At 37.8% G+C, this 21,544-nt stretch carries 18 protein-coding genes; 13 read left to right on the forward strand and 5 right to left on the reverse strand.

Translation table 11 applies throughout. The annotated features are described in order from the left end of the window. Positions 1-6 precede the first annotated feature (6 nt). The 10 genes from JL102_RS12650 (at position 7) to atpC (ending at position 10,036) form a co-directional block, all read left to right on the forward strand. The gene (locus JL102_RS12650) at positions 7-591 is read left to right on the forward strand and encodes an adenylate kinase (protein WP_202244783.1); all 585 of its coding nucleotides are present in this window, start codon (positions 7-9) and stop codon (positions 589-591) included. A gap of 6 nt (positions 592-597) precedes the next feature. After that, a complete protein-coding gene (gene obgE / locus JL102_RS12655) occupies positions 598-1,590 on the forward strand; it encodes a GTPase ObgE (protein WP_202244784.1) in 993 nt (330 codons plus the stop codon). Between the two features lie 85 nt (positions 1,591-1,675). Next, positions 1,676-2,275 (forward strand): nucleotide exchange factor GrpE, encoded by a 600-nt coding sequence (locus tag JL102_RS12660; protein ID WP_202244785.1) that lies wholly within the window; start codon positions 1,676-1,678, stop codon positions 2,273-2,275. Between the two features lie 28 nt (positions 2,276-2,303). Continuing rightward, positions 2,304-3,431: a molecular chaperone DnaJ gene (gene dnaJ, locus JL102_RS12665; protein ID WP_202244786.1), complete on the forward strand. Its 1,128-nt coding sequence runs from the start codon at positions 2,304-2,306 to the stop codon at positions 3,429-3,431. 108 nt (positions 3,432-3,539) lie between these two features. Next, positions 3,540-4,433, forward strand: a complete 894-nt coding sequence (locus tag JL102_RS12670; RefSeq protein WP_202244787.1) for a hypothetical protein — start codon at positions 3,540-3,542, stop codon at positions 4,431-4,433. Between the two features lie 169 nt (positions 4,434-4,602). After that, a complete protein-coding gene (locus JL102_RS12675; RefSeq protein ID WP_202244788.1) occupies positions 4,603-5,517 on the forward strand; it encodes an ABC transporter ATP-binding protein in 915 nt (304 codons plus the stop codon). Further along, on the forward strand, positions 5,510-6,802 hold the full coding sequence (locus JL102_RS12680; RefSeq protein ID WP_202244789.1) for an ABC transporter permease: 1,293 nt from the start codon (positions 5,510-5,512) through the stop codon (positions 6,800-6,802). The genes JL102_RS12675 and JL102_RS12680 overlap by 8 nt, the downstream gene beginning before the upstream one ends. A 74-nt stretch (positions 6,803-6,876) precedes the next feature. Next, a complete protein-coding gene (locus JL102_RS12685; protein WP_202244790.1) occupies positions 6,877-8,100 on the forward strand; it encodes a sensor histidine kinase in 1,224 nt (407 codons plus the stop codon). A gap of 116 nt (positions 8,101-8,216) precedes the next feature. Continuing rightward, complete coding sequence (gene atpD / locus JL102_RS12690) at positions 8,217-9,725, forward strand: F0F1 ATP synthase subunit beta (RefSeq protein WP_202244791.1); 1,509 nt, start codon at positions 8,217-8,219, stop codon at positions 9,723-9,725. 53 nt (positions 9,726-9,778) lie between these two features. Then, a complete protein-coding gene (gene atpC, locus JL102_RS12695) occupies positions 9,779-10,036 on the forward strand; it encodes an ATP synthase F1 subunit epsilon (protein ID WP_202244792.1) in 258 nt (85 codons plus the stop codon). A gap of 54 nt (positions 10,037-10,090) precedes the next feature. Here atpC and JL102_RS12700 read toward each other — a convergent pair whose 3' ends face one another. From JL102_RS12700 to JL102_RS12710, 3 genes are read right to left on the reverse strand one after another with little or no spacing between them, the layout of a single operon-like run. Further along, the gene (locus JL102_RS12700) at positions 10,091-10,399 is read right to left on the reverse strand and encodes a DUF6787 family protein (protein ID WP_202244793.1); all 309 of its coding nucleotides are present in this window, start codon (positions 10,397-10,399) and stop codon (positions 10,091-10,093) included. Further along, complete coding sequence (locus tag JL102_RS12705; protein WP_202244794.1) at positions 10,396-11,082, reverse strand: RluA family pseudouridine synthase; 687 nt, start codon at positions 11,080-11,082, stop codon at positions 10,396-10,398. The genes JL102_RS12700 and JL102_RS12705 overlap by 4 nt, the downstream gene beginning before the upstream one ends. 11 nt (positions 11,083-11,093) lie before the next feature. Continuing rightward, the gene (locus JL102_RS12710; RefSeq protein WP_202244795.1) at positions 11,094-12,674 is read right to left on the reverse strand and encodes a peptide chain release factor 3; all 1,581 of its coding nucleotides are present in this window, start codon (positions 12,672-12,674) and stop codon (positions 11,094-11,096) included. 455 nt (positions 12,675-13,129) lie between these two features. On the opposite strand from JL102_RS12710, the gene JL102_RS12715 reads away from it, so the two are divergent. From JL102_RS12715 to JL102_RS12730, 3 genes are all read left to right on the forward strand, one after another. Further along, positions 13,130-13,768 (forward strand): hypothetical protein, encoded by a 639-nt coding sequence (locus tag JL102_RS12715; protein WP_202244796.1) that lies wholly within the window; start codon positions 13,130-13,132, stop codon positions 13,766-13,768. 1,295 nt (positions 13,769-15,063) lie between these two features. Next, positions 15,064-17,001, forward strand: coding sequence for a molecular chaperone DnaK (gene dnaK, locus JL102_RS12725; protein WP_202244798.1), 1,938 nt, complete (start codon positions 15,064-15,066; stop codon positions 16,999-17,001). Positions 17,002-17,255: 254 nt separating this feature from the next. Further along, on the forward strand, positions 17,256-18,569 hold the full coding sequence (locus JL102_RS12730) for an aspartate kinase (protein WP_202244799.1): 1,314 nt from the start codon (positions 17,256-17,258) through the stop codon (positions 18,567-18,569). A 68-nt stretch (positions 18,570-18,637) separates the two neighbouring features. Here the strand turns inward: JL102_RS12730 and JL102_RS12735 are convergent, their stop codons facing one another. Both JL102_RS12735 and JL102_RS12740 read right to left on the reverse strand, forming a co-directional pair. Continuing rightward, entirely contained in the window at positions 18,638-20,149 is a 1,512-nt protein-coding gene (locus JL102_RS12735) for a sodium:proton antiporter (RefSeq protein WP_317191638.1), read from the reverse strand. A 139-nt stretch (positions 20,150-20,288) separates the two neighbouring features. Continuing rightward, complete coding sequence (locus tag JL102_RS12740; protein ID WP_202244801.1) at positions 20,289-21,515, reverse strand: Glu/Leu/Phe/Val dehydrogenase dimerization domain-containing protein; 1,227 nt, start codon at positions 21,513-21,515, stop codon at positions 20,289-20,291. Positions 21,516-21,544 lie beyond the last annotated feature (29 nt).

Raw genomic sequence — 21,544 nt, forward strand, 5'->3', positions numbered from 1 at the left:
AACTCCATGCTAAACATAGTATTATTTGGCCCTCCGGGAGCAGGAAAAGGCACTCAAAGCGAAAAGCTCATTAGCAAATACAATCTCACACACATTTCTACGGGAGACCTTTTTAGAAAACATTTAAAAGAGGGTACTGAGCTAGGTAAACTTGCTCAGAAATATATGGATGACGGAAATCTCGTGCCTGATGAGGTAGTAATAGGCATGGTAGATGATAAAATCAAAAACACAGAAGATGTTAATGGTTTTATTTTTGACGGCTTCCCTCGAACTGTAACCCAGGCAAAGGCTCTTGATAAACTTATGGATGGCAAAGGCACTCCTATTTCAGGTATGATAGCGTTGGAAGTTCCTTTTGAAGAACTAAGAACCCGTTTACTAGAAAGAGGAAAAGTATCTGGCCGCGCAGATGATCAAAATGAAGAAAAAATCAACAATAGAATAAACGTTTACCAAGAAGAAACGCTTCCTGTTTCTGAGTACTACAAAGAGCAAGGGAAATACAATGCTATTGACGGAGTAGGCAGCATTGATAAAATCTTCGACAAGATTAGCGAAGTAGTAGATTCTTTAAGTGTAGAAAAATAATACTGCGTGTCATCATCTAACTTTATTGACTACGTAAAATTCTGCTCCAGGTCAGGAGCAGGCGGTGCTGGGTCAGCCCATTTCCGAAGAGAAAAGCACGTTCCTAAAGGAGGACCTGACGGTGGAAATGGCGGGCGAGGAGGCCATATCATCCTGAGGGGTAACTCTCAACTATGGACACTGTTGCATCTCAAATATAAAAAACATGTTATTGCGGGGCTCGGTAAGCCCGGTGAGGGAGGTCGTAGATCTGGCGCCCAAGGGGAAGATATTATTTTAGAAGTGCCATTGGGCACAGTAGCCAAAGATGCGGAAACAGGTGAAATACGCTTTGAAGTAACCGAAGATGGAGAAGAAAAAATACTTACCGAAGGAGGTAGAGGCGGCCTAGGCAATGAAAACTTCAAAACTGCCACTAATCAGGCGCCGCGATATGCACAGCCAGGTGAAGAGGGCATAGAAGAGTGGATCATCCTTGAGCTGAAACTACTTGCAGATGTAGGTCTAGTTGGATTTCCTAATGCAGGCAAATCCACGCTTCTATCGGCACTTTCGGCAGCCAAGCCCGAAATTGCAGATTATCCTTTTACTACCCTCACGCCTAACCTTGGAGTTATTGCCTATAGAGATTATAAATCTTTTGTAATGGCAGACATACCAGGAATTATCGAAGGGGCTTCGGAAGGAAAAGGACTAGGAATTAGATTTCTAAGACATATAGAAAGAAACTCTATCCTTCTATTTTTGATCCCGGCAGATGCTGAGGGTATTCAACAGGAGTATGAAATATTACTAAATGAGCTTAGAACCTATAACCCTGAATTACTGGACAAGGAACGCATTTTAGCCATTTCAAAATCAGATATGCTAGATGATGAACTCATCGAAGAAATGAAGCAAGAACTTCCAGAAAGCATCCCTCATATTTTCATATCATCCATTGCCCAAAAGGGTCTTTTAGAGCTAAAAGACATGCTCTGGAAGTCTCTTAATAAGTAAAAAATGTCAATTTGACATAAAATTATAGTTGGCAGCATAATTGTCCCAAAGTGTAATATTCAATCAGATTAGAACTACTTTAACCATGAAGAAGGATAATATAGATCAAAACGAGACACCAGAAAACGTTGAAACAGAGAACCAAGAGCCTGAAACAAAGCAGGAATCTGAAACAAAGCAGGAAGAGGTGGCAGAAGAGAATGAAGAAGTGACAGACAATAAGGCAGAGAGTGAAGTGGATAAACTAAAAAAAGAGTTAGCAGAAAGTAAAGACAAGTATTTAAGACTCTATTCTGAATTTGAAAATTTCAGAAGACGTACAGCTAAAGAGAAATTGGATCTGGTACAAACAGCTAACGAAGACCTAATGACGGCACTTTTACCCGTTGTTGACGACTTTGAAAGAGCTGAAAAATCATTTGATGATGAAAAAACAGACCTTTCTGCAGTAAAAGAAGGTGTATCTCTCATCTCAAACAAATTTAAAAAAACCCTGGAACAAAAAGGCCTAAAGCCAATGGAAGACAAACAGGGAATGGACTTCGACACAGAACTTCACGAGGCAATTACTCAAATACCTGCACCTTCTGAAGAGCTCAAGGGAAAGGTAGTAGATGTAATTGAAAAAGGATATTTATTAAAAGAAAAGGTTATTAGACACGCTAGAGTGGTGATAGGCAACTAAACCTTTTTAATAAAAGAAACTAAACAATATGGCTAAGAGAGATTTTTACGAAATACTAGGTGTAGACAAATCTGCTTCTCAGGATGAGATTAAAAAAGCTTATCGTAAAGTGGCTATAAAATTTCACCCAGACAAAAACCCTGATAACGCTGAAGCTGAAGAGAAATTTAAAGAAGCAGCCGAGGCTTACGAGGTTTTAGGTAATGCAGAAAAAAGACAGCGCTACGACAGATTCGGACATGCCGGAATGAATGGTGGTGGCTTCGGTGGTGGCGGTGCCGGAGGCATGAACATGGAAGACATTTTCTCTCAGTTTGGGGATATTTTTGGAGGAGGCGGAAGCCCGTTTGACAGTTTCTTTGGTGGTGGCGGTGGCCGTGGCCGACGTCAGCGAAAAGGATCTAACTTAAGAATTAAGCTTAAACTTACTCTTCAGGAAATTGCTGAAGGTGTAGAGAAAAAAATAAAGGTAAACAGACTGGTTAAGGCTGACGGCGTTACTTTCAAAACCTGTACTACCTGCCAAGGTACAGGTCAGGTTCGCAAAGCCGTTAATACCATGCTAGGTCAAATGGTTTCTACCAGTACTTGTCCTACCTGTGGCGGCTCTGGCCAATTAGTAGATCAAAGACCTCCAGGAGTAGACAGCTCAGGACTACAGTCTAAAGAAGAGGTGATATCCATCAAAATACCTGGTGGTGTGAGTGACGGCATACAGCTTTCTATGTCTGGCAAAGGGAATGAAGCACCTGGTGGAGGCATACCAGGAGACTTGCTGATTGTGATAGAGGAGAAAGAAGATGACGAACTGGTAAGAGAGGGAAATAATATAGTTTACGACTTATACGTAAGTTTTGTAGACGCCGCATTAGGTACTTCAGTAGAGGTGCCAACCATAGGAGGTAAAGCTCGAATAAAAATAGATGCAGGAACTCAAAGTGGAAAAATATTAAGACTCAGAGGCAAAGGTATTTCTGACCTTAATGGATACGGCAAAGGTGATCAACTCATTCATGTTAATGTTTGGACTCCAAAACATTTATCTTCTGATGAAAAAACAAAGCTGGAAAGCCTGAGAGATTCCGAAAACTTTAAGCCAAATCCTGGAAAAAATGATAAGAGTATATTTGGGAAGATGAGAGAATTCTTCGAATAGTATAATATTTTACATAAAAAAGAGACAATTGATTGAATTGTCTCTTTTTTTGTAGAAAAATTTTATTCTTCACGCAACACATATTTTAGAATATCGTATTAATCTTCCATGCGGAGAAAACTTTTTTTCTTAGGTGTTAGCGTATTTTGCGTAACTACTACATTCTCACAAATTAAAAAACAGTTTTCTGTAGAGGATGATTCTTCTATAGATAAAGTTGATATCAATTTCAGTGTGAATAATGGTAGTTGCATTATAAAACCTAGTTTAAACAGTCAGGTTTTAACAGTTTATAGTAATCAAGATGAGAACGGATACTCTCATACCTATGATAAAGATATAACGAATAAAACCTGCAACGTAGCCCTACACGTTGAAGACAATCAATCTGAAGGTCTTAGCCAATCTATATCTTACCGTATGTTTGGAGGAGCTAATGATTCTGAACAAAAGCTTTGGAAATTATATCTCAAAGAAAATAAAAACTACGATCTCCAATTTAAATATGGTATTGGAGAAGCTGATATTGATCTCTCTGGTCTCTCTGTGGGTAAGTTAAAGGTATATACCGGCAGTGCAGATGTAAATATTGGCTACCTCTCAGGAAATGATAATGGCGTAGTAATGGATACGTTCTATGTAAAGGTAGACCTGGGCTCGGTAAATGTAAAACAGCTCAACCTTTCCAAATCCAAACATGTAGTAGCAGATATTGGTTTTGGAAATCTTCTTTTAGACTTTAGCGACAAACCCCAAGTAGCCAGTACGATTAAAGGTAGTGTAGGTGCTGGAAACCTCCTCATAGTTCTGCCTGAAGAAAATAAAATTCCTGTAATAGTTACAGTAAATGACTCATGGCTTTGTAGAGTAAAACTGACCAAGTCTTTTAAAAAGCTTAACGAACATACCTTTGTTAATGCCGCTTATTCTGAAAATGCTAAAAATCTACTCAGCTTTAACTTAGATGTAAGCATGGGCAGCATCACATTCCAGGAAAAGTAAGCCCCAGATTATCAATCGTTTCTTTCATTCATTGATATTTCAAACCGCTTAAACCATCCAGCTTCTTTCTTTCCAATAGAAAGCTTAAACTACAATCTTATTTTATTAAAAGTACTGTAATAAACACCCTACTTTTAAGACTACAGATTTACATAAAACTAAGTATATATTGGAAACACTTATTGTATCTAACATTAGTAAGAGGTATGCTGAACACACTGCTCTTGACAATGTAAGCATAAGCATCTCCCCCCAGCGCATATATGGTCTACTAGGGCCTAACGGCGCAGGGAAGACTACTCTTATACGTATTATCAATCAGATAATAGCAGCCGATGAGGGAGAAATACTTATTAATGGAGAAAAGTTATCTCAAAAACACATTGCTTCTATAGGCTATTTGCCAGAAGAAAGAGGCCTTTACAAAAAAATGAAAGTTGGTGAGCAGCTCGTGTACCTTGGCCAATTGCGTGACCTACCCAGAAAAGAAGCTATACAAAAAAGTAAAGCCTGGACTAAAAAGCTTGGCATTTTTGATTGGTGGAATAAAAAGATAGAAGACCTTTCTAAAGGAATGGCACAAAAAATTCAATTTATTTCTACCGTGCTGCATGAGCCCAAACTAATTATTCTTGATGAGCCCTTCTCAGGATTTGATCCTGTAAACGCCAACCTTATTAAAGATGAAATTCTTGAGCTCAGAGAAAAAGGCAGTACCATCATTTTCTCCACCCATAGAATGGAATCTGTAGAAGAGCTGTGCGATGACATAGCATTGATCAATAAATCAAAACTAATTCTATCTGGCACCAAGGTAGATATCAAAAATTCTTATAGATCTAATACTTACATCGTAGAGCACAAAGGTCCTATAAAAGATTTATCAGCCGAATACTCCATAAAAGAGCAGGTTACTACAGAATACAATCTCCAAAAAAGCACTATTCAAATGCCTTCAGAATATAGCCCCAACCAATTACTTTCCTCTCTTATTAGTAATACAGAGGTACATTCCTTTACGGAAAAAGTACCGAGTGTTAGCGAAATTTTCATCTCATTAGTGGAAGGAGGAAGTCATGAATAAGATGTTTCTGATTTTACAGAGAGAATTTCTAAGTAGAGTGAAAAAGAAATCATTTTTACTTACTACCATTCTCGTTCCCCTTCTTTTCCCTACTATAATTGGGGTAGTATTTTATTTTATTAAAAAAGAAGATGATACAGCCAAGCAAAAAACGGTACAAGTGCTTGATGAAAGCCATAGCCTAAGTATGGAAAGCCTGGCTAAGTTTAAATTTGTGTCAGTAAGCGGTAATTTAGATCATGCCAAAGAAGCCTTTAAGGAAAGTGATGATTTTGCATTACTTTATATACCAGACTACGATATAGAAAAACCCGAAGGTTTTAGGCTATATGCTAAAAGCAATACTCATTTTAGCACAATAAATGAACTTGAGGGAAAAATTAGAGAATCAGTAAAAGAAAGAAAGCTACAAGCCTACAAGGTAGATACTGAGATTTTAGAAAAACTAAAGACCTCTATAGATCTTAAATCATTGAACGTAAGTGAAGGTGGAGAAAAGGAAAATGATGCAGGCATCTCATTCATAATCGGCTACGCTACCGGCTTTCTTATCTATATCTTCATGTTTGCCTATGGCGGACAGGTTATGCAAGGAGTAATTGAAGAAAAGAGCAGTAAAATAGTGGAAGTAATAGTTTCTACTGTAAAACCATTTCAACTCATGATGGGCAAGATACTAGGTGTAGCTGCTGTTGGACTATTTCAGGTAATCATTTGGATAGTAATAGTAAGTACATTTTCTTTAATAGTCAGTGCTATTTTCGGAGTAGACATTTCACAAACATCACAGATGGCAGATGCCGCACAGCAAGCCAGCAACTCAGCGGAAACGGAGAAATTTATGAGATTAATATCATCAATCCCTTTTACTAAAATAATTCTCACTTTTATATTCTATTTCTTAGGAGGGTACTTATTATACGGATCTCTGTTTGCTGCCATAGGATCAGCGGTAGACACCCCTGCAGAGGCTCAGCAATTTATGATGCCTATTATGATGCCTTTAATTGTTGGCATCATAGGCATGAGCAGTGTAGTGAATAATCCTGACGGAGCCGTAAGCTTCTGGCTCTCCATTATACCTTTCACGTCCCCTATAATAATGATGGGCCGCATAGGCTTTGGCGTGCCCTGGTGGGAGCTGGCCTTATCAATGAGCCTTCTCATTGCAGGTTTTATTGGCACAGTATGGCTTTCCGGCAGGATCTACCGAGTAGGCATACTCATGCATGGAGTAAAAGTGAACTATAAAACTCTGGCTAAATGGTTTATGCTCAAAAACTAACTTTAACATAAGGCGTTACTAGAACCGGATAGTGTTTTCTATCCGGTTTTTTTAATTTAATTTTCCGGGTCTATATGGCAAAAAGCAGCATCACACCCAGCGCCGAATTCTACTATGATAAGTCTAACCTTAAATGGATTGTACTTACCGTATCGCTAATCATAAGTATAGCCTCTATTTATTATACTGATATTCTTATAGATCAACTAAAAGATCGTGAGCGCCAACAAATAGAACTTTTCGCCAAGGCGTTAGAATATACGGCTAATCAGCCCCTGGAAAGTGAAACCTATTTCTTTGTAACTGATCAGATATTATTCCAAAATAACTCCATTCCTACCCTACTGATCACAGAAAATGGCAAGATCAATGGTGTTAAAAACATCGATATAGATTCAAGCCAAAGCCAAGTATCTATTAATAAACAGCTTTATAATGAGCTCGAAGAAATGCGAGCTACCTATGAGCCAATTGAAATACAGCTTAGAGATGACAAGAATGACGAAATATACGGCATTCAATACGTTTACTATAAAAATAGCTTTTTACTCACCCAGCTGATGTACTACCCTTACATTCAGCTTTCTGTAATTGCCATATTCGGCTTTATAGCATTTATGACCTTTAATTATTCTAAGGCAGCAGAGCAAAACCGTGTCTGGGTAGGGCTGGCCAAAGAAACTGCCCATCAGCTAGGCACGCCAATCTCTTCCTTAATGGCATGGGTTGAATACTTCAAAGACAAGGCTACTATGGAAGAAAAAGAACTGATTAGCGAGCTAGACAAAGACATTCATAAGCTACAGATAATCACAGAACGATTTTCTAATATTGGCTCAGTACCCGTACTCTCAGAAGAAAATATAGAGATCATTATAAGAAACACCATAGAATATCTAAAGCCTAGAATTTCCAGAAAAGTAAACATGCATGTTGAGGCCATCTCCCCGAATATAGATGCAATAGTAAATCCACCCCTATTTGAATGGGTAATAGAAAACCTTTGTAAAAATGCGGTAGACGCCATGGGTGGTGTAGGAGAGTTAAACATCAGCATACTTAGAGGTAGTGATTATAGAGTATTGGTAGACATATCTGACACTGGTAAAGGAATACCTAAATCTAAGATCAAACAGATCTTTACACCAGGCTTTACTACCAAAAAAAGAGGTTGGGGATTAGGCCTTACACTAGCTAAAAGAATAATAGAAGTATATCATGATGGTAAGATTTTCGTAAAAAGCTCTGAAGAAAATAAAGGCACCACTTTCAGGATAATTCTTCGCACCGAGTCGTAATTATATTCATTGAAGCTTTTTATGTAGTAAAATAAGTTTGCTTTATGTATGATTAAGCGTTAGTTTTGCGGCTAAAATTATCGAGGCACTAAATCATTTCTATCAAATAACAAAAAATGGCAAATATTGGTAAAATTACCCAGGTAATAGGCCCTGTAGTAGACGTTAGCTTTGATACAGAAGGAGCTAAGTTACCTAATATCCTTGACTCATTAGAAGTAACTAAGGCAAACGGTCAGAAAGTCGTACTTGAGTGTCAGCAGCATTTAGGAGAAGACCGCGTTCGTACGATATCTATGGAAAGTACTGAAGGCTTAGTGAGAGGCATGGAAGTTACTGATACCGGATCACCTATTAACATGCCTACGGGTGATGATATTAAAGGTCGTCTTTTTAATGTAGTAGGTGAAGCAATTGACGGTATAGCACAACCTTCAGGAAAGACTAGCCTTCCAATACACAGGCCTGCGCCTAAATTTGAAGACCTATCAACTTCTACAGAAGTTCTATTCACAGGTATTAAAGTTATCGACCTTATAGAACCTTATGCAAAAGGTGGTAAGATCGGTTTGTTTGGTGGTGCGGGTGTAGGAAAAACCGTACTTATTCAAGAGTTGATTAACAACATTGCGAAAGCTTATTCAGGTCTTTCTGTATTTGCCGGTGTAGGAGAAAGAACACGTGAAGGAAATGACCTTCTTCGTGAAATGATCGAAGCAGGCATTGTTTCTTACGGTGATGATTTTATGAAATCTATGGAAGAAGGCGGATGGGATCTGTCTACCGTAGATAGCGAAAAACTTAAGGAATCTAAAGCCACCTTCGTATTCGGACAGATGAACGAACCTCCTGGTGCTCGTGCCAGAGTGGCGCTTTCAGGTCTTACCATTGCTGAGTACTTCCGTGATGGTGACGGTGAAGGACAAGGAAAAGACATTCTTTTCTTCGTTGATAACATCTTCCGATTCACTCAGGCCGGATCTGAGGTATCTGCACTTCTTGGACGTATGCCTTCTGCAGTAGGTTACCAGCCTACTTTGGCCACTGAGATGGGAGCTATGCAAGAAAGAATTACCTCTACAAAGAGAGGTTCAATTACTTCTGTACAGGCTGTTTATGTACCTGCGGATGACTTAACTGACCCTGCTCCTGCTACTACTTTTGCTCACCTTGATGCTACCACATCATTGTCACGTAAAATTGCAGAGCTAGGTATTTACCCTGCGGTAGATCCTTTAGATTCTACATCAAGAATTATGTCTCCTCAGATTTTGGATAAAGATCATTATGAGTGCGCTCAGAATGTGAAGCAAATTCTCCAAAAATACAAGGAGTTGCAAGATATCATCGCTATCCTTGGTATGGACGAGCTATCTGACGAAGATAAGCAAGTAGTACATAGAGCAAGAAGAATACAGAGATTCTTATCTCAACCTTTCCATGTGGCTGAGCAGTTTACAGGTATCCCTGGAGTTCTTGTAGACATTAAAGATACTATTAAAGGTTTTAACATGATCATGAGCGGTGAATTAGATCACCTTCCTGAAATGGCATTTAACCTTGTAGGTTCTATTGAGCAAGCAATAGAAAAAGGTGAGAAAATGATCTCTGAAGCTAAAAAATAAATCATAACAGGCGCTTTTGTTGAGCGCCTTTACTCTATAATTATAACTGTAAAATGTTATTAGAAATAGTTACTCCATCTAAAAAGGTATTTGAAGGTAAGGTAAGTGTAGTTACACTTCCTGGGGCAGAAGGATCATTTCAGGTTTTAAATGACCATGCTCCACTTGTAAGCACCTTAGAAGAAGGACAATTAACATATAAGACTTCTAGCGGAGAAACCGACACTTTTGTAATAACAGGAGGTGTAGCTGAAGTGCTTAATAATAAGATCGTAGTACTTGCTGATGGTCTGTTAGAAGAAAACATATAACAGAATCCATAATACTAGAAATATTAAAAAAGCCCTTAAGAGTTAAGGGCTTTTTTATTTGTCTTTTTTTCCTGTCATCCTTCGAAACATCTTTTTCTCAAAGGCCCAAAAGAAGCTAAACTGTCCAAAGATGAAGCCGTAAAAAAGTAGAATAATATTATAAACAGGAAAAATGAGGATATAATAAACTACTGAAAATACCCAGGTTCTTTCATCTCCAGGAGCTATGTTATTTAGAATGGGTTCTTTTAAAAAGAAAACTGTAAAACCAGTACAAGCAAATACAACCAGAATTAAAACAGCTCTGATGGTATTGACGTGCCATCTCTTCTCTAACCTATCCAGCCATTTCGGTTTTCTCATCCTTGTACAAACAAATTCCAGATTTGATCCTTAGCAGGCACTGGCGCAATCACATTAACAGGCTCCTTTCTTACCGGGTGGTTAAAACTAATGCTTCTTGAATGCAAATAAATATTACCATCTTTAGCTGCTTTTTCTTCGCCATACTTGACATCTCCATAAATAGCACAGCCAATTTTTGCCAGCTGCACTCGAATTTGGTGAGGCCTTCCTGTTTCCAGGGTAATCTCCAATAAATAATAATCAGCGATTCTTCCTATGAGCTTGTAAGAAAGAACAGCCTTCTTAGACTCTTTCACCTGCTTATTGAAAGCTGTGGTCTTATTTATTTTTTGGTTTTTCTTTAACCAATGTACCAGTTTATCCTGAGTTTGAGGCGGTCTATGAGTAGTGATAGCCCAGTAAGTCTTCTCTACCTCTCTCTCCTTAAACATCTTATTCATTCTCTCCAATGCCTTAGATGTACGAGCTAAAGTTACAGCCCCACTTACAGGCCTATCAAGTCTATGTATCACCCCTAAAAAAACATCTCCAGGTTTATTATATTTTTCTTTAATATAATCCTTCGCATGCTCCGCTAAAGTTACATCGCCTGTTTTATCTGCCTGCACAAGCACTCCTCCTGGCTTATTTACAATCAATAAGTGATTATCTTCAAACAGAACATTGTTTTCGTCAATCATCAAACTCAATTTTAAAATTCAGAAGTAAAATGAAACTCTATATCTGGGAAGTTATCTTGCACCATAGTGAGCCACGCTCTGGATTCTGCCATGAAAACCCACTTACCATCCTTATCTTTCGCAATGTGTCTATACTTAGAATCTATAAACTCATTGAGTTTTTTCTTATCCTTACTAGTTATCCAGCAGGCTTTATAAAGATTCATTGACATGAAATCACAAGAAGCTCCGTACTCATGCTTTAATCGATGTTGTATTACTTCAAACTGTAATGCTCCTACCGTACCCACAACTTTTCGAGCCCCCATCTCATAAGTAAAAAGCTGAGCTACCCCTTCTTCCATGAGTTGGTTCAAACCTTTATCCAACTGCTTGGTTTTCATGGCATCTTTATTAATTACCTCCTTAAATATTTCTGGGGAGAAGCTAGGTATTCCTTTGTACATGCCTTTCTCTCCTTCTGAAATGGTATCACCAATCTTAAGATTACCAGTATCATAAAGACCTACAATATCACCGGGCCAAGCCTCCTCCACCAGTTCCTTCTCCTGCGCCATAAAGGCAGTTACATTGGAAAATCTTATTTTCTTATCTGCACGTACATGGTAATAGTTATTTCCTCTGGCAAATTTACCGGCACACACCCTGATAAAAGCGATCCTATTTCTGTGATTAGGATCCATATTAGCATGAATTTTAAAAACAAACCCAGAAAACTTATTCTCATCAGGAGCTACCAATCTTTCTTCCGTCTCTCTTGACTTAGGCGCTGGAGCAAGTTCTATAAAGCAGTCCAGCAACTCCTTTACTCCAAAATTATTAACAGCACTGCCAAAAAACACAGGGGCTACATTACCTGCCAAATACTCGTTCACATCAAATTCAGGATATACCCCTTCAATTAACTCCACATCTTCACGTAGCTGTGCGGCATCATTTTCCCCTACCTCTCTATCAATTTGAGGATCATTTATATCTGCTATCTGTATTCCATCATCCTCCAACTTGGATTTACTAGGCTTAAACAAATGCAGGCTTTTATTAAATAGACTATAAACTCCTTTGAAAGTTTTTCCCATGCTTATGGGCCAACTCAAAGGCCTTACTTTTATATTTAACTTCTCCTCTATCTCATCCAAAAGATCATAGGGATCCCGTCCTTCCCTATCCAGCTTATTTATAAAACAGATAACAGGTGTTTTCCGCATTCTACATACCTCCATGAGCTTTTCGGTCTGTATCTCCACACCTTTCACACAGTCTATCACCATGATTACACTATCTACAGCTGTTAGTGTACGATAGGTGTCCTCGGCAAAATCCTGGTGACCAGGAGTATCCAAAAGGTTAATTTTCTTGCCATTATAGTTAAAGCCCATAACAGAAGTAGCCACCGAAATACCCCTCTGCTTTTCAATCTCCATCCAGTCAGAGCGGGCATGCATCTTTATTTTGTTGGATTTTACGGCCCCTGCTGTTTGAATAGCTCCACCAAACAAAAGTAGTTTTTCCGTAAGCGTGGTCTTTCCCGCATCAGGGTGACTAATAATACCAAACGTTCTTCGCTTCTCTATTTCTTCTTTCAGTGCCATGAATTAACCTAATAGTTTGAATTAGTCTGCAAAGATAGATATTTCATAGAATCTTAAGTAACACATTCGTTTTATAAAAAACATTGACATTCAATGGTTATTAATAGACATATTTAACGATCTCATACATGTAAAGCTTATAACATTTGTCACTTCTAATTGAATCTCACTAGACAGCCCAAATACATGATTAATCCCTTTAATTAAAATAATAACCATATTTTTCTTGTAATTTATATCCAATCCTGCAATAGCTTAATTTCCAGCAACGAAAATCATATGGCTAATTTTCAATACTACCTTTCATTTAAACCATTATAAGCAGAACCTTACAATTTACAGCACTTAACAAATTGTAATACAACTAATTAACACAGAATAACTAATTTGAGTAAAGCCTAAAATACAGGTCCGGTATTATTTTTTCAATTATTAACCAAACGAATTTTATAGCTATGAAAAGAATTAGTTACCTATTATTTGCATTACTTATTACCTTTTCTCTAACCAATTGCGCTGATGATGGTGATCCTGGTCCGGCAGGTGCTGATGGCACTGATGGAGTTGACGGAGTAGATGGAAAAGATGGTGTTGGCTTTGATGAAATAGCCAAATATGGCGGCTTTATGACATACCTAGATGGCATAAGGCCTGATGATATTGCTTTTAAGGATACCTCTAACTTCAAATTTGTTCCTATAGAATATCTATCTGACCGTAATATTGTTACAATATCAGGTACAAGGTATTCATTCAATCTTCAACGCTTTATAAGTGCCCCAGACGATGTATATCAACAAGCATATTCAGATCTATCTCTAACGGTAGAGAGCGGGGCAACTCCAACTTTTTCTAACTTTTCTATAAGTATTAGCAAGGATATTGTCACTCCAGACTTTAAGGTGTTTGATATGAGTAATACCTTTTCATCTTCAAACTATACCGATTTAGTGATCGATAACTATAGTTACACACCCAGCACCGGTAGTTTGAAATTCACATTTTCTTTCAATGTAGCAGGAACAAGCAACGCTACAGATAATGACTTAAGTGTATCTGGAGAGGTAGACGCGATTGTTCTACAGCAAATGTAAAATAATCAAAATGGCATAGAGTCAGGTCGCTTCAGTAATACGGAGCGGCCTTTTTTATTTAAGAGTTACATTATAATCAATACAATTCTCAATATAACAACTCTTTATCCCTTCAATATTACACTCTTCCTCTATCTACATTTTAGCGCGCCCATTTTAAATCAGTAATACTAAATCATATTTAGTCAACGATTAAACCAAATCTGAAACTCTATAACTTCCCTATCTTATTCATCTCATCCATTGTTAACAATACCCTTGAGTTCTAAAAAAACCAAAGACATCTACACATTTCATAATTCCACTTTAAAATTACACAAATAGAGAGTTAGCCCATTCTCTTCTAATTTATCATCATATAATAACTAATTTGAGTAAAACCTAAAATACAGGTCGGTATTATTTTTTCAATTATTAACCAAACGAATTTTATAGCTATGAAAAGAATTAGTTACTTATTGTGTGCATTCCTTATTACCATTTCGCTTATNTTATTGTGTGCATTCCTTATTACCATTTCGCTTATCAATTGCGCTGATGATGGTGATCCCGGCCCGGCTGGGGCTGACGGAACTGATGGTACTGACGGAGTAGATGGACAAGATGGTGTTGGCTTTGATGAGCTCACCCAGGACGGAAATGTGATGTTATACTTTGACGGTACACTACCTAATGATATGGCATTTAAAGACACTACCAATTATAAATATTCAGCTGGATTTATTTCCACAGCATCATATGATGAAATTGATAAAATAGATAGGATACAATTTTACAGGTTTAAAGATCCTACCATACCAATATTTTCAGAAACTTCTGCGCTTTCGATGGGCTTTCAAGTAGATACATTAATAAGTAGTGTTAACTTTACTTTGCAAGAAATGCAAATTTCCTACATTGTAAAGACTGATGACTTTAAGGCTTACTTGGTTTCTTTTGATGATGATCCTAATGACTCCTTCACAGTGTCCGATTACAACTATGACACCAACACTGGCATGTTGAGCTTTAAGTTTTCAATAACCTCAATGGCTGAAAATAATTCCACGCAACACGAATTAAAGGTGTCTGGAGCAGTAAATATTAAAGTATATAGAGTAGAAGATTCCCCATCGTAAGCTTCATTCAACATGTAACAATAAAAAGAACTGCTTCTGGCAGTTCTTTTTATTGTTACATTTATGTCAGCCACTACTGCCATACTGTCAGAGTCCGTATTTTGGCACAACCATTGATAAGTTTGTAGTACGAGAAAATTAGAAACGATTCATTAAATAAATAAGGACTTAATTATCATGGGAAAAATTATTGGAATTGACTTAGGAACTACCAACTCATGCGTGGCTGTAATGGAAGGTAGCGAGCCGGTAGTAATCCCCAATAGTGAAGGAAGAAGAACTACTCCTTCCATCGTAGCCTTTCTAGAAGATGGTAAAGGTGAAAGAAAAATCGGGGATCCTGCGAAAAGACAAGCTATTACCAACCCTCATAACACCATAAGCTCTGTAAAAAGATTTATGGGTAAGAAATTCTCAGAAGTTAGTAATGAGAAAAAAGCCATGTCTTATGTGGTTGAGCAAGGAAACAACGACACTATTCGTGTTAAAATAGGCGATAGAAACTATACTCCGCAGGAATTATCTGCTATGGTACTTCAAAAAATGAAGTCTACTGCAGAAGATTATCTAGGAACAGAAGTAAAAGAAGCCGTAATTACGGTACCTGCATACTTCAATGATGCTGAGAGACAAGCAACAAAAGAGGCTGGTCAAATCGCTGGATTAGAAGTAAAAAGGATCATCAACGAGCCTACAGCGGCAGCTTTAGCTTATGGTCTTGACAAAAAAGATCAAGATATGAAAATCGCTGTGTATGACCTTGGTGGTGGTACTTTCGATATTTCTATTCTTGAACTAGGTGATGGAGTATTTGAAGTAAAATCTACTAACGGTGATGTACATCTTGGTGGTGATGATTTCGACCAACACATTATTAACTGGCTAGCTGAAGAATTCTTAAAAGATGAGAACATAGATCTTAGAAAAGATCCTATGGCCCTTCAAAGATTGAAAGAAGCTGCGGAAAAAGCTAAAATAGAATTATCAAGCTCTACTGAAACAGAAATTAACTTACCATACATCATGCCTGTTGATGGTGTGCCTAAGCACTTGGTAAGAAAATTAACCAGATCTAAATTTGAGCAAATCTGTGATGATCTTATCAGAAGATCTATGGAGCCTTGCAAAACAGCTCTTAAAGATGCTGGTCTTAGTGCTTCTGACATTGATGAAGTAATATTAGTTGGTGGTTCAACCAGAATACCTAAAATTCAAGAAGAAGTAGAGAAGTTCTTCGGAAAGAAACCTTCAAAAGGAGTAAATCCTGACGAAGTAGTAGCCATAGGAGCTTCTATTCAAGGTGGTGTGCTTTCTGGAGATGTGAAAGACGTACTTCTATTAGACGTTACTCCTCTTTCTTTAGGTATAGAAACTATGGGTGGTGTATTTACTCCTCTTATAGAAGCTAACACTACTATCCCAACTAAAAAATCAGAGGTATTCTCTACTGCTGCTGATAGCCAGCCTTCTGTAGAAATACACGTTCTTCAAGGAGAGAGATCAATGGCTAAGGATAACAGAACCATTGGTAGATTCCATTTAGATGGTATTCCTCCAGCTCCAAGAGGAGTTCCTCAAATTGAAGTAACGTTCGATATTGATGCTAACGGTATCATGAACGTATCTGCAAAAGATAAAGGAACAGGTAAAGAGCAAAAAATTAGAATTGAAGCTTCTTCTGGCTTAACTGATGAAGAAATCGAAAAAATGAAGCAGGAAGCACAAGCTAATGCTGATGCTGATAAAGAAGCTAAAGAGAAAATTAATAAAGTAAATGCCGCTGATTCTTTAATTTTCCAAACTGAAAAGCAGTTGAAAGAGTATGGAGAAAAATTATCTGAAGACAACAAAGGTAAAATCAATTCTGCTCTAGAAGAATTAAAGAAAGCACATCAATCTCAAGACCTTGCCGCTATCGATACAGCAATGGAAGGCCTGAACAACGCTTGGGAAGGTGCGGCGCAAGAAATGTATGCAGCTACTGGCGGACAGCCCGGCGCTGATGCAGGAGCAGCTGGTGGTGCAGGACAACCTGGCGCTGATGCTAACGCAGGTGGATCTGACAGCGACGTTTCTGATGTAGAATTTGAAGAGGTGGATGATAATAAAAAATAATCCGCTCTAATAAATAAACATGAAAGCCGTTTCAAAATTTGAAACGGCTTTTTTTATGTCCTTCCGGAATTACAAACGCATAAATGTTTTAACTTCATACTTATAAAGAATAAAATATCGCCAAAAACACATCAACAATAATATATTCCAAAAACAGAAACAAACACCTCATTTTATATTAAAAAAGGATATCTGTGCGAAGATTTTAAATAAATCATCTTAGTTTAGCGGTCTTATTTTAAAATGATTACAAAATGATTATCTACAAATTTGGAGGTACTTCTGTAGGATTACCAGAACGTATGCACAAAGTAGCGGACCTCATTACTGCAGATAGCGAGCCTAAAATTGTGGTTCTATCCGCTGTATCCGGCACTACCAACTCACTAGTTGAAATTGGAGACTTGCTTTTAGACAAGAAGCAAAAGGAGGCTAAGGTTAAGGTAGATATTCTTAAGAAGCACTATAGCGACTTCATCAATAATTTATACAGCACAGAACAAAGTAAAAACAAAGGTTCTGACTTAATAGAAGGATTCTTTGAAAGCATCAATGCATTAACTAACATTCCTGATTTCAATGAAGGTAATAACAAAACATTATTAGCCTTTGGGGAAATCATGGCCACTAACCTGTTCCATCAATATCTTATAGAAAAAGAAATAGACAGTAGCCTTTTGCCTGCATTAGATTTTATGTCTATCGATGAAAATGGTGAGCCTGAGATAGAAGAAATTTCTACAAAGCTCAAAGCCATTTTAGCTGAGCAGGATGAAAAGCAGCTATATATAACTCAAGGTTTCATATGCAAAAACCATGAAGGCAAAACCGACAATTTACAGCGTGGAGGAAGTGATTATACTGCTTCACTAGTAGGTGCTGCTATTACAGCTAAAGAGGTTCAAATTTGGACTGATATAAATGGAATGCATAACAATGACCCAAGAATAGTTGATAACACTTTCCCTATTTCTGAGCTCAGTTTTGATGAAGCTGCAGAGTTGGCTTATTTCGGAGCTAAAATATTGCACCCATCATCTATATTACCGGCTCAAAAATATGGCATTCCGGTAAGATTAAAAAGCACCATTGATCACACTGCTCCTGGCACATTAATAAACTCTACTACAGGCATTGCGGACATCAAAGCTATTGCAGCTAAAGATGGTATTACCGCCATAAAAATTAAATCGACAAGAATGCTCTTGGCTCATGGGTTCTTAAGAAAGCTATTTGAGGTATTTGAGAAGTATAAAACTTCGATTGATATGATTGCGACCTCAGAAGTAGCAGTTTCAGTAACCATTGATAACCTTACTCATTTACATGAAATAGTGGAAGAACTAGAAAACTTTGGTTATGTAGAAGTAGACAACAACCAAAGTATAGTGTGCGTAGTGGGTAGCATGATAACCGAAAAGAAAGGTGTACTTACTAAAATATTTGACTCCCTTGAAGATATCACTATAAGAATGGTTTCTTACGGCGGGAGTAAAAACAACATCTCTATCCTAGTAGATAGTAAATATAAAAATGATGTTCTTGTAAAACTTAATTCAATATTTTAATAATTACCTCTACAGTAATAATAGAAAAGGCAGCTTTAAGCTGCCTTTTCTATTATTTTAACCCAATCCTAGCCTACAAATGCAAAAAACACTAACCATACAAGTATTAATAAAGGCAATAAGAATGGGATTGAAAACCTAATGATATAACCGAAGAAGCTCGGCATTTTTATGCCAATTTGCTCAGCAATTGACTTTACCATGAAATTAGGCCCATTTCCGATATAAGTAAATGCCCCAAAGAATACGGCGGCAATTGAAATAGCTTTCAGGTCTAAAACACTATCATGAAAAACACCTCCTCGAGCAAAGTCCACTACTTGAGATATTGAGCCAATTTCCCCTCCTTGTGAAGCCATAGCCGCAGTTAGAAAGTTAAGGTAAGTAGGTGCATTATCTAGAAAACCGGACAACATACCAGTGCCCCAGTACAACGTGTTATGACTGATCAGCTTAGCACCTTCTGGCGAAGCCGCAAAGCCGCTAACGATTGCAAGCGCAGGCATCATAGTTCCAAAAATACCTATGAAGATAAAGGCAACTTCTCTAATAGGCTCAAAGCTAAATTCATTCCCATAAATAGCCTTTTTATTTGCAAATTTATAGGAGAAGTATGCCACTGCCAGCATAATAACTTCCCTTAGAAAAGAAAACTTCTGGCCATCGTAATGAATAGCAGGCACCCAGCTAATTACATTAGGGTCTAAAAACACAGAACCTATTATAACTGCAAGCCAGATGAAGTTTCTAAAACCTACTAATTTAATTTTATTAGTATAACTGATCTCATCATCAGCCAACCCGTAGTTTGAATGATTTCTTTTATCTAGAATATAAAATGCCGCAAGCAATAATACTAGCGCAAAAAGCCAGGCTCCAATATTATGTTCTAGAGTCCAGAAAAAAGGAATTCCTTTCAAAAACCCTAAAAACAGTGGAGGATCTCCGATAGGAGTAAGTGAGCCCCCTATATTACTAACAGCAAAAATAAAAAATATAATGTGGTATGCCTTTATTCTAGTTTTATTGAGTCGGATATACGGCCTTACTAGTAGCATAGAAGCTCCCGTAGTACCTATCAGGTTCGCTACTATAGCGCCCACAAATAATAAAATGACGTTAGCAATTGGAGAAGACTTCTTGTCAATATCTATCATGATACCCCCAGAGGCTATATACAGTGATGCTAAAAGTGCGATAAACTGCACATATTCTGCTAAAGCATGTATAGGTCCATGCGTATTATGGAGACCAAATAAATAATATAGAACCACCAAAGTCGCTAATGCTACAGCAACTAACGGATAGTTTTTATGCCAAAAATGTTCATAAAACAAGGGCCCAGTAGCAATCATTAAAAGTAACACTACGAAAGGAATTACCGTCCATCCTGGAGGAGCGTGATGTTCTGAGACATGCGACTCCTCTGAATGCTCTGTTGATGCCCCGTGCTCTTCTTCTTGAACTACTTCAAGTGCTTCTGCTTCTACGATTCTAACCGGTTCATTTGAGCCATACGATAAAGTGGATGCGGTAAATAATGAAAAAACCAGTAATAATTTAAATAGCGCTTTGCTCACCAATTTACGTTTTTATTAATTCAATGAATAAGTTTTGCAAGATAAGGTAATTCATTTAACCCCTTACCTCTCAAAGGTATGCAATCTCTTCAAATTAAAGGCTTTTAAAATGTTAATTGCACACTAATTTTTAGTTATATTAAACTAGGAGACTTAGAGCATAAGCCAAAGAAGTTTTGGCAATTTCCGTCTTTTTCGAATTTAAGCTATAAGTTCTCTCCAGTGCTTGTCTAATTTTCTCAGAGGTATCTGAGAAGATGTCCTCGTCTTCCAAACTCACTTCATTTTCCATAAGATACGCAAATACACGAGCCATCCCACAATTAGCAATGAAGTCTGGTATCACTGAAAAGTTACTGTCAGCATACAAGCCGGTAGGTCCGAAGAATATTTCAGGATCAGCGAAAGGCACATTGGCTCCGCAGGAAAACACCTCAAGGCCAGAATTTATCATTCTCTCTACTTGGTCACGGGTAATCAGTCTCGAAGCAGCAGCAGGAATGAAAACTTCAAATTCAAGATCCCATATTTTTTGGTTCATCTCTGCAAAAGGAATCAATTCTGAAGAGACTAACTGGTTGCCCTTTCTATTCAGAAATAGTTTCGTTATTTCATCATGAGTAAAACCATTTTCATTGATAACCCCTCCATTACGATCAATAATTCCTACTATTTGTACACCCATCTGAGAAAGGTAAAAGCCAGCAGCAGCTCCTACATTACCCCAACCTTGTATCACCGCTCTTTTAACAGTGACATCACCTCCCCAAATAGCATAATAATGCCTAACCGCTTCAGCTACACCATAACCGGTGATCATATCAGCCACGGTATATTTCCTCTTTATATTGGGAGTATAACTTTCGTTCTCCAGTACTTTTATAACCCCTTGTCTTAGCTGACCAATTCTATTAATAATCTGGGCCTCTGTAGGTTGAAAATGCCCATGAAAAACACCCTCCTGAGGGTGCCAAACACCTACATCTTCAGTAATAGGAATCACTTCGTGTATTTCATCTACATTTAAATCTCCACCTGTACCATAATAATATTTTAAAAGAGGTTTAACTGCAGCATACCATCTTTCCAGCACCCCTTGTTTTCGCGGATCTTCAGGGTCAAAGTTTATACCTGATTTAGCACCTCCAATTGGGGGGCCTGATACAGTAAACTTCACTTCCATAGTCTTTGCCAATGACTCTACTTCATTCTTATCCAAGCCTTTCCGCATTCGGGTTCCCCCTCCTGCCGCACCTCCTCTCAAAGAATTTATAACCACCCAGCCTTCAGCTTCTGTTTCACTATCTCTCCACTCAAAGACTATTTCAGGTCTCTTATTTTCAAATTTATCTAATAATTCTTTCATAGCATCCAATTTCATGAGGCCTCTAATCT

The sequence above is a fragment of the Fulvivirga sediminis genome, assembly GCF_016757215.1.
Classification (GTDB): domain Bacteria; phylum Bacteroidota; class Bacteroidia; order Cytophagales; family Cyclobacteriaceae; genus Fulvivirga; species Fulvivirga sediminis.

Bases quoted from the DNA above. Each gene is read 5' to 3' on its own strand.
- JL102_RS12650 (WP_202244783.1), top strand. From the start codon at position 7: ATGCTAAACATAGTATTATTTGGCCCTCCGGGAGCAGGAAAAGGCACT.
- JL102_RS12660 (WP_202244785.1), top strand. From the start codon at position 1,676: ATGAAGAAGGATAATATAGATCAAAACGAGACACCAGAAAACGTTGAA.
- dnaJ (WP_202244786.1), top strand. From the start codon at position 2,304: ATGGCTAAGAGAGATTTTTACGAAATACTAGGTGTAGACAAATCTGCT.
- JL102_RS12670 (WP_202244787.1), top strand. From the start codon at position 3,540: ATGCGGAGAAAACTTTTTTTCTTAGGTGTTAGCGTATTTTGCGTAACT.
- JL102_RS12680 (WP_202244789.1), top strand. From the start codon at position 5,510: ATGAATAAGATGTTTCTGATTTTACAGAGAGAATTTCTAAGTAGAGTG.
- JL102_RS12685 (WP_202244790.1), top strand. From the start codon at position 6,877: ATGGCAAAAAGCAGCATCACACCCAGCGCCGAATTCTACTATGATAAG.
- atpD (WP_202244791.1), top strand. From the start codon at position 8,217: ATGGCAAATATTGGTAAAATTACCCAGGTAATAGGCCCTGTAGTAGAC.
- atpC (WP_202244792.1), top strand. From the start codon at position 9,779: ATGTTATTAGAAATAGTTACTCCATCTAAAAAGGTATTTGAAGGTAAG.
- JL102_RS12700 (WP_202244793.1), bottom strand. From the start codon at position 10,399: ATGAGAAAACCGAAATGGCTGGATAGGTTAGAGAAGAGATGGCACGTC.
- JL102_RS12705 (WP_202244794.1), bottom strand. From the start codon at position 11,082: ATGATTGACGAAAACAATGTTCTGTTTGAAGATAATCACTTATTGATT.
- JL102_RS12710 (WP_202244795.1), bottom strand. From the start codon at position 12,674: ATGGCACTGAAAGAAGAAATAGAGAAGCGAAGAACGTTTGGTATTATT.
- JL102_RS12715 (WP_202244796.1), top strand. From the start codon at position 13,130: ATGAAAAGAATTAGTTACCTATTATTTGCATTACTTATTACCTTTTCT.
- dnaK (WP_202244798.1), top strand. From the start codon at position 15,064: ATGGGAAAAATTATTGGAATTGACTTAGGAACTACCAACTCATGCGTG.
- JL102_RS12730 (WP_202244799.1), top strand. From the start codon at position 17,256: ATGATTATCTACAAATTTGGAGGTACTTCTGTAGGATTACCAGAACGT.
- JL102_RS12740 (WP_202244801.1), bottom strand. From the start codon at position 21,515: ATGAAAGAATTATTAGATAAATTTGAAAATAAGAGACCTGAAATAGTC.